9 protein-coding genes are annotated in these 6,732 nt (G+C 68.4%); 3 read left to right on the top strand and 6 right to left on the bottom strand.

The window, feature by feature from the left end:
* From ID132_RS06495 to ID132_RS06475, 6 genes are all read right to left on the bottom strand, one after another.
* The coding region (locus ID132_RS06495; protein ID WP_459562448.1) for an AAA family ATPase at positions 1-644 on the bottom strand (644 nt) is incomplete at its 3' end.
* Entirely contained in the window at positions 641-1,141 is a 501-nt protein-coding gene (locus ID132_RS15535; RefSeq protein WP_459562447.1) for a Mu transposase C-terminal domain-containing protein, read from the bottom strand. The genes ID132_RS15535 and ID132_RS06495, both read right to left, overlap by 4 nt.
* A 23-nt stretch (positions 1,142-1,164) precedes the next feature.
* Complete coding sequence (locus ID132_RS15530) at positions 1,165-2,016, bottom strand: DDE-type integrase/transposase/recombinase (protein WP_459562446.1); 852 nt, start codon at positions 2,014-2,016, stop codon at positions 1,165-1,167.
* 6 nt (positions 2,017-2,022) lie between these two features.
* Positions 2,023-2,625 carry a recombinase family protein gene (locus tag ID132_RS06485; protein WP_076693229.1) on the bottom strand — a complete coding sequence of 201 codons (603 nt, stop codon included), beginning with the start codon at positions 2,623-2,625 and terminating at the stop codon, positions 2,023-2,025.
* A 199-nt stretch (positions 2,626-2,824) separates the two neighbouring features.
* A complete protein-coding gene (locus tag ID132_RS06480; protein WP_051805400.1) occupies positions 2,825-3,052 on the bottom strand; it encodes a hypothetical protein in 228 nt (75 codons plus the stop codon).
* A 402-nt stretch (positions 3,053-3,454) separates the two neighbouring features.
* Positions 3,455-3,808, bottom strand: a complete 354-nt coding sequence (locus ID132_RS06475) for an ArsR/SmtB family transcription factor (protein WP_038566171.1) — start codon at positions 3,806-3,808, stop codon at positions 3,455-3,457.
* A 116-nt stretch (positions 3,809-3,924) separates the two neighbouring features.
* Here ID132_RS06475 and ID132_RS06470 point away from each other — a divergent pair, with 116 nt between their 5' ends.
* The 3 genes from ID132_RS06470 to ID132_RS14365 all read left to right on the top strand — a co-directional run bounded on the left by ID132_RS06470 (position 3,925) and on the right by ID132_RS14365 (position 6,727).
* The gene (locus ID132_RS06470) at positions 3,925-5,328 is read left to right on the top strand and encodes an FAD-dependent oxidoreductase (RefSeq protein ID WP_193128152.1); all 1,404 of its coding nucleotides are present in this window, start codon (positions 3,925-3,927) and stop codon (positions 5,326-5,328) included.
* A 93-nt stretch (positions 5,329-5,421) separates the two neighbouring features.
* Positions 5,422-6,345: an ArsB/NhaD family transporter gene (locus ID132_RS14370; RefSeq protein WP_328743716.1), complete on the top strand. Its 924-nt coding sequence runs from the start codon at positions 5,422-5,424 to the stop codon at positions 6,343-6,345.
* The gene (locus ID132_RS14365) at positions 6,284-6,727 is read left to right on the top strand and encodes an ArsB/NhaD family transporter (protein WP_193128180.1); all 444 of its coding nucleotides are present in this window, start codon (positions 6,284-6,286) and stop codon (positions 6,725-6,727) included. Before ID132_RS14370 ends, ID132_RS14365 begins: the two co-directional genes overlap by 62 nt.
* Positions 6,728-6,732 lie beyond the last annotated feature (5 nt).

The raw sequence follows: 6,732 nt of genomic DNA, 5'->3' as shown, positions 1-6,732 counted from the left end.
GGTGAAGTCGTCGGGGTCGAGCGTCTTGCCGAGCTTGCGCCATTGACGTTCGAGAACGAAGAGCAGCTCGTCGTGGCCGAGCGGACGGTATTGGTGGGCGAATCCGAGGCGGCTGTAGAGCTGCNGTAGTGGCTGAACTGCTTCTCGATGCCGGGCATGCCGATGAGGATCATCGCGATGCCGGTGCGGTCGTACTGGTCACGGAGCCACTCGACGGCGTTGCCGGTGAGGCGTTCGGACTCGTCGATGATGATCAGCTCGAGCAGCGACGGGTTGGGGCCGTGTGCGTGGTCGCAGTGGCGGCCGTGGAGGATGAGGTGTTCCTCGATGCAGTGTTCGGTGCGGAGCATGTCGTGCCGGAGGTCGTCCTGCAGGGCTCGCATCGTGGCGGAGACCTCGGGCGTGTAGAAGACCGTGCGGGCACGGTGTGCGGCGGCGTAGATCTTGGTGTCGTCTTCACTGCGTGCGGCCCATCTGGCGATGAATGGGCCGATGCTGTCCCAGTGGGCGTAGCGGCGTGCGGAAAGGGTCTTACCGACGCCAGCGGGGCCGAAGCAGACGCCGATGGTGTTCTGCTTCCGAACGGCATCCGCGAACTCCGCGAACCGGCGGTGTTCCTTCGTGATGATGAACTGGCTCGTCATGACCGGTCCTCCTCGTAGGTCTTCAGTCGCCGTTGATCCGGTGCGGGTGCTGGTGGGGTGTGATCATCGGGCGTGGGGCGGACGATCGCGATGCGTTCGCGGATCTGCCCGCGCAGGGCTCTGCGTTGCGCGTTCCGGGCGGCTTGGATCTGTTTGAGGCTGATCGTCTCGGTCTGGTGCTGGGTGCTGATGGCGGTGCAGAGGAACGCGTCGCGGTGGAAGACGCGGATCTCGGTGACGTCGCGGGGGTCGTACCGAACGCTGACGGTGCTGCCCACGAAGGGTGCGAGGGTGGCTGCGGTGTAGCGAAGCCCTTCGAAGTGGATGCCGTCTCGTTGCACGACGCGCGTGGTCGGGACGGTGAGCAGGAACCCGTCGAGCTGCTCGAGGGAGTCCGGCAGTCGTGGCAGCCACCCGTCTGCGATCCACGCTTCCAGTGGGCTCTTCCGGAGCTCGCGGTGGGTGCGGGCGTTGTAGCGGCGGATGAACGTGTTCATGGCACTCTCGACACCGGCGAGATCTAGCGCCGGCGTCGGCGCGGAGGATCCGGGCGCGAGGTGGCCGGGGAGCGTTGGGAGCNGCCGAAGAACCGCTCGATCTTCCCGCGGCCCTGTGGTCGAGCGACCTGGGAGTAAATGATGCGGAGGTGCAGCACGGCGGCGGTGTCGCCGAGGCGGTGGCTGGTGAAGTCGGACCCGTGGTCCGTGTAGAGCACGTCCGGGATCCCGCAGACGGGCCAGTCTGGTTCCGGCTTGTGCCAGATCGCTTGCCGGAGCGCGAGCGCGGTGTTCGCGGCGGATGGGGCGCCGAGGAACACCATGTACCCGCAGACCGCACGGGAGTAGTCGTCGAGGATCACCGTCAACCACGGCCGTTCCGGCTTGCCGTCGGGTCCGACGATGAGCAGGTCGAGCATCGTGTGGTCCGCCTGCCAGATCGCGTTGGGGCGATCCGCACGACGTCGGAGCAACAGTTCGTGCTTGTCCCGATATGACGCGGGCCCCTCGAGCGCGAGCGTCACCATCCCGGGATCAAGCCCGTTCACGATCGACCGCACAACCGAGTACGACGGCGCTGAGAGACCTCGTTTGGTGCAGTGGTTGTCGACCTGGCGGTGAATCGTGGCGATCGAGGGTCGTGGCTTGGTGAGCGCGAGCCCCTCGATCAGGCGCACCAGTTCCGGTGCCGTCCGTCGGGCGCCGTGATCGGTGCGGGTGCCGTCGGCGAGAGCCGGGTATCCGCCGGTTCGGTAGCGGGCGAGCCAGCGTTGCAGGGTGCGTTCGGCGACGCCCGTGGTGCGAGCGAGGGTGGCGAGCGGGATGGCGTCCTCGACGTGCAGTCGAAGGATGCCCCACCGCTCGCTTGCGTCCATGGGTAGCTACATCGTTGGGGAAGGCTTGGTTCGTCGCGCCACGACGGGCTCGGCGTGCTTCGCGAGTGCACGGTAGATGGTGGTGCGGCTGACGCCGAGCACGTCACCGATCTGCGCGACGGTCATGTCCTGCTGCTCGTACAGCCGGCGCGCGGTGCGCACCTGGTCCGCGGAGAGGCGAGACGGTCGGCCGCCGGTCCGGCCGCGGGCTCGGGCGGCGGCGAGGCCGGCGTTGGTGCGTTCCTTGATGAGGTCCCGCTCGAACTCCGCCAGAGCGGCGAAGACGTGGAACACGAGCCGGCCGCCGGGTGAGGTGGTGTCGATGGTCTCCTGCAGCGACCGGAACCCGACCCCGCGCTCGGCGAGAGCGTGCAGCTGATCGATGAGGTGCCGGATGGACCGGCCGAGCCGGTCGAGTCGCCAGACGACGAGAGTGTCGCCGGGGCGGAGCTGGTCGAGGAGCTTGTCCAGCTCGGGCCGGTGTTGGAGCGACCCGGACATGGTGTCGACGAACACGCGGTAGCAGCCGGCGGCGTTGAGCGCGTCGATCTGCAGCGCCGCGTCCTGGTCAGTAGTGGACACGCGCGCGTACCCGAGGAGGTGGCCCATGAAGAGAACGTAGCGAAACTCGATCCGGAGGGGTAGTGGTGGCACGTAGATTCCGGGACTGGGTTCCGTTACATGACACGCCGCCTCGCACCCTGGCGGGGCGTCGGTACGGATAGTTGTAGCGGAATCGTTCGTTTTCGCTACAACATGGAGACAGAGCTCTCCTGGCCGAATGAGGGGCGGCTTTTTGAACCGGTGGTTACTGCTGCCCGCGGCGGGCTCGACGCAGTTCTGCGACGATGCGAGCTCGCTCGGGATCCTTGGCCAGCGTGCGGTCGTCGATGACGTCGATGACGTGCTGGATCAGCGCGACGACCTGCTTGGACAGGAACGCGCTGAGCACGCCGCCGGCGACGGCGATGACGCCAGTCAGGGCAGCAGTACCACCGGAGGCCGTCAGCATGTCCACCGTGTCGGTGATGGGCATGATGCCTCCTTCGGGGTTGGCCAGTTGCGGCCAGAACCCACCCGTCCTCGGGTGGGGGCATGAGGACCGCCGGCGCGCAACGAGGCGTGGCAGCGGATGGCAGGAGCGTCGAGAGCTCCCTGCGAATGCCCGAGTCAGATCAGGGCATAAAAAAGGCCGGACCTGAGAGGGCCGGCCGGAGACAGCGTCGTGCTGCCTTGAGTGTCAGCGTACAGCGCCTATGCGACACCCGCGAGATTCCCGGGCAGACGCGTGCCGAGCAGCCTCAGGGTAGCGGAGCAGGCGGGCATGAAAAAAGCCGATCCAGAGGACCGGCTGTAGGCGCGCACTATGAACGCAGGACGATTCTGACACGGCCGGCGGACATTCGGCAAGCACTTCGCGCCACCATGTCGCGGTGGACTACTTCGCCGGCGCGGTGATGAGGCCGGCGAGGGTGTCCAGGGCGCCGGGGATGAGGGAGAAGTAGGCCCAGGTGCCGCGCTTTTCGCGGTGGAGGATCCCGGCGTCGACGAGGACCTTGAGGTGGTGCGACACGGTCGGCTGGGACAGGCCGAGCGGTTCCTGCAGGTCGCAGACGCAGGCCTCGGCACCGTCGTGCGCGGCGACCATCGAGATCAGCCGGAGCCGGGCCGGGTCCGCGATCGCCTTGAGCGACTTCGCGAGGACCTCGGCGGACGCCTGGTCCATCGCCTCGGTGGTGACGGGCGAGCAGCACGCGGTGACGTCCTGGATGGGAAGCAGCTCGATCGTCATGGGCTCATCCTCCCACCGACTTCGACGGGCGTCTATATTTGCGTTCATCGATATCGACGTGCTTCAATGTACGGGCCGGCTTTCGGCTCCCGCTCGATCCGTGAAGGACCAGCCTGATGACTCACCTCCTCGCCGTCGGCGGCAGTGACGCCGGCATCGCCGCAGCGCTCCGCGCCCGCGAACTTGACCCGACCACCGATGTGACGGTGGTACTCGCGGACGAGTTCCCGAACTTCTCCATCTGCGGCATCCCGTACTGGGTCTCCGGCGACGTCGCGACGGAAGCGTCCCTCGCGCACCGCACCCGCGCGGACCTCGAAGCCGCCGGCATGACCGTCCGCTCCTCCACCTGGGCCTCCGCCGTCGACGTCGACCGCCGCCGCCTCACCGTCACCGGCGCTGCCGGGGAAGAGCAGATCTCCTACGACGAGCTGCTGATCGGCACCGGCGCCGAGCCCGTGCGCCCGGCCGGGGTCCCGTTCGGGGAATCTGGCATCCACCTGCTGCACTCCATGACTGATGCGGAGCAGGTGGTCGCTGCCCTCGAGCTGCTGCCGGCGGGGAGCCGGGTGGCGGTCGTCGGTGCTGGCTACATCGGCCTGGAGATGACCGAAGGGCTCGTCGCGCGCGGGTTCGAGACGACGCTGATTCAGCGTGGCCCGGAAGTGCTCTCCACCCTCGACCCGGAGCTCGGGTCCCTCGTCACCGCCGAGGTCCGCCGCCATGGCGCCGCCGTCCTGACCGGGTCGACCGTCACCGGGATCGCCCCGACAGGCGATGGGCAGTGGCGCGTCGCCACCAGGTCGACGTCCGGTGACGCGGAGGGCACGTTCGCCCTCGTCGTGGTCTGCGTCGGCGTCCATCCCGTCACGGACCTCGCGGTCGCCGCTGGGGCACGGCTCGGTCAGGCCGGCGCGATCGTCGTCGACGAATCGATGCGGACCGGGGTGCCGCATGTGTGGGCTGCCGGTGACTGCGTCGTGACGCACCACCGGCTCCTCGGCACCACGTGGTTGCCGCTCGGGACGACAGCGCACAAGCAGGGCCGCGTCGCCGCGGAAAACATGCTCGGCGGCAGCAAGGTTTTCGCAGGCTCGGTGGGGACGCAGGTGGTGAAGGTGTTCGATCTCGTCGCCGCCCGCACCGGCCTCCGCCAGCACGAGACCGGCCCTCTGGAGGTGTCTCCGTTGACGCGGGTGACGGTGGCGGATGACCACAAGCGGTACTACCCGGGCGCGGTCCCGCTGACGATCAGCGTCACCGGCGACCAGAGCACCGGTCGGCTCCTCGGTGCGCAGATCGTCGGGCAGCGCTCGGCAGAGATCAGCAAGCGCATCGACACGTTCGCCACTGCCCTCCACGCGGAGCTCACCGTGGACGACGTCATCGACCTCGACCTCTCCTACACGCCGCCGCTCGGGTCCCCGTGGGACGCCGTGCAGGTCGCCGCGCAGGGCTGGGAACGCGCCGCCGCCGCAGCGAACCAGGCTGCAGTGAACCAGGCTGCGGTGATCGGCTGATGGTGATGGCTGTGGTGGCTGCGGCGATCTTCGTCGCGACGCTCGTGGTGGTGATCTGGCAGCCCAAGGGGTTCCCGATCGGCTACACCGCGNATCGGCGCCGTCATCGCCCTCGCCACCACCGTCGTCGGCCTCTCCGACATCCCGACAGTGGTCGGGATCGTGTGGAACGCGACACTGACGTTCGTCGCGGTGGTGCTGATCTCGTTGATCCTCGACGAGGCCGGGTTCTTCGAGTGGGCAGCCCTCCACGTTGCCCGCTGGGGCCGCGGCAACGGACGGCTGCTGTTCGTCCTCATCGTCGGCCTCGGTGCCGTCATCGCGGCCGTGTTCGCCAACGACGGGGCCGCACTGATCCTCACCCCGATCGTCGTCGGGATGCTCCGGGCCCTGAACATGCCGCAGAAGGCAGCGCTCGGGTTCATCCTCGCCACCGGGTTCATCGCCGACACCGGCAGCCTGCCGCTGGTGGTGTCGAACCTGGTCAACATCGTCTCCGCCGACTACTTCCACCTCGGCTTCGCCGAGTACGCCGCCGTCATGATCCCCGTCGGCATCGTCTCCGTCCTCGCCTCCCTCGGCATGCTGCTGCTCTACTTCGGCAAGAGCATCCCGAAGCGGTACGACGTCCTCGCCCTCACCAGCCCCACCGCCGCGATCACGGACCGGGCGACGTTCCGCGCCGGTTGGGTCGTCCTCGCCCTGCTGCTCGTCGGCTACTTCGCCGCCGACCCACTCGGTGTGCCGCTCGCGGCCGTCGCTGGTGTCGGGGCGGTCGTGATCGTGCTCGTTGCCGCCCGGCAGCCCGCGTTCCTCTTCGCCCGCGCCCAGGCCGCACCGGTCCTGGTCACCACCGGCGGCACCGCCACCGTCGGTGCCGCCGGTGGCGGTNGGTGCGCCGTCGGGGCGGGTGATTCCGGTGTGGAAGACGATCCGGGAGGCGCCGTGGCAGATCGTGCTGTTCTCCATCGGCATGTACCTCGTCGTCTACGGCCTGCAGAACCAGGGCCTCACTGACCACCTCGCGAAGCTGTTCGACGTGTTCGGCGACCACGGGGTGCTCGTCACGGCGCTCGGCGTCGGGTTCACCATCGCGATCCTCGCGTCCCTGATGAACAACATGCCCACCGTCCTCATCGCCGCCCTCGCCATCGGCGGAGCCGGAGCGACCGGGCTCACCCACGAGGTGATGGTCTACGCCAACGTCATCGGCTCCGACCTCGGCCCGAAGATCACCCCCATCGGCTCCCTCGCGACCCTGCTGTGGTTGCACGTGCTGGAGAAGAAGGGCATCCACATCGGGTGGGGGCAGTACTTCCGCACCGGCATCGTCCTCACCGTCCCCGTCCTCGCCGTCACCCTCGCCGCCCTCGCCGGCTGGCTCACCCTCATCCGCTGAACCCG

The organism is Gulosibacter sediminis (genome assembly GCF_014904065.1).
Taxonomy (GTDB): domain Bacteria; phylum Actinomycetota; class Actinomycetes; order Actinomycetales; family Microbacteriaceae; genus Gulosibacter; species Gulosibacter sediminis.
Note: the sequence above shows the minus strand (reverse complement) of the source record. Positions and strands in the feature narration are given on the sequence as shown.

Coding starts and splice junctions, on each gene's coding strand:
- ID132_RS06485 (WP_076693229.1), bottom strand. CDS start 2,625: ATGGGCCACCTCCTCGGGTACGCGCGCGTGTCCACTACTGACCAGGAC.
- ID132_RS06475 (WP_038566171.1), bottom strand. CDS start 3,808: ATGACGATCGAGCTGCTTCCCATCCAGGACGTCACCGCGTGCTGCTCG.
- ID132_RS06480 (WP_051805400.1), bottom strand. CDS start 3,052: ATGCCCATCACCGACACGGTGGACATGCTGACGGCCTCCGGTGGTACT.
- ID132_RS15535 (WP_459562447.1), bottom strand. CDS start 1,141: ATGAACACGTTCATCCGCCGCTACAACGCCCGCACCCACCGCGAGCTC.
- ID132_RS06470 (WP_193128152.1), top strand. CDS start 3,925: ATGACTCACCTCCTCGCCGTCGGCGGCAGTGACGCCGGCATCGCCGCA.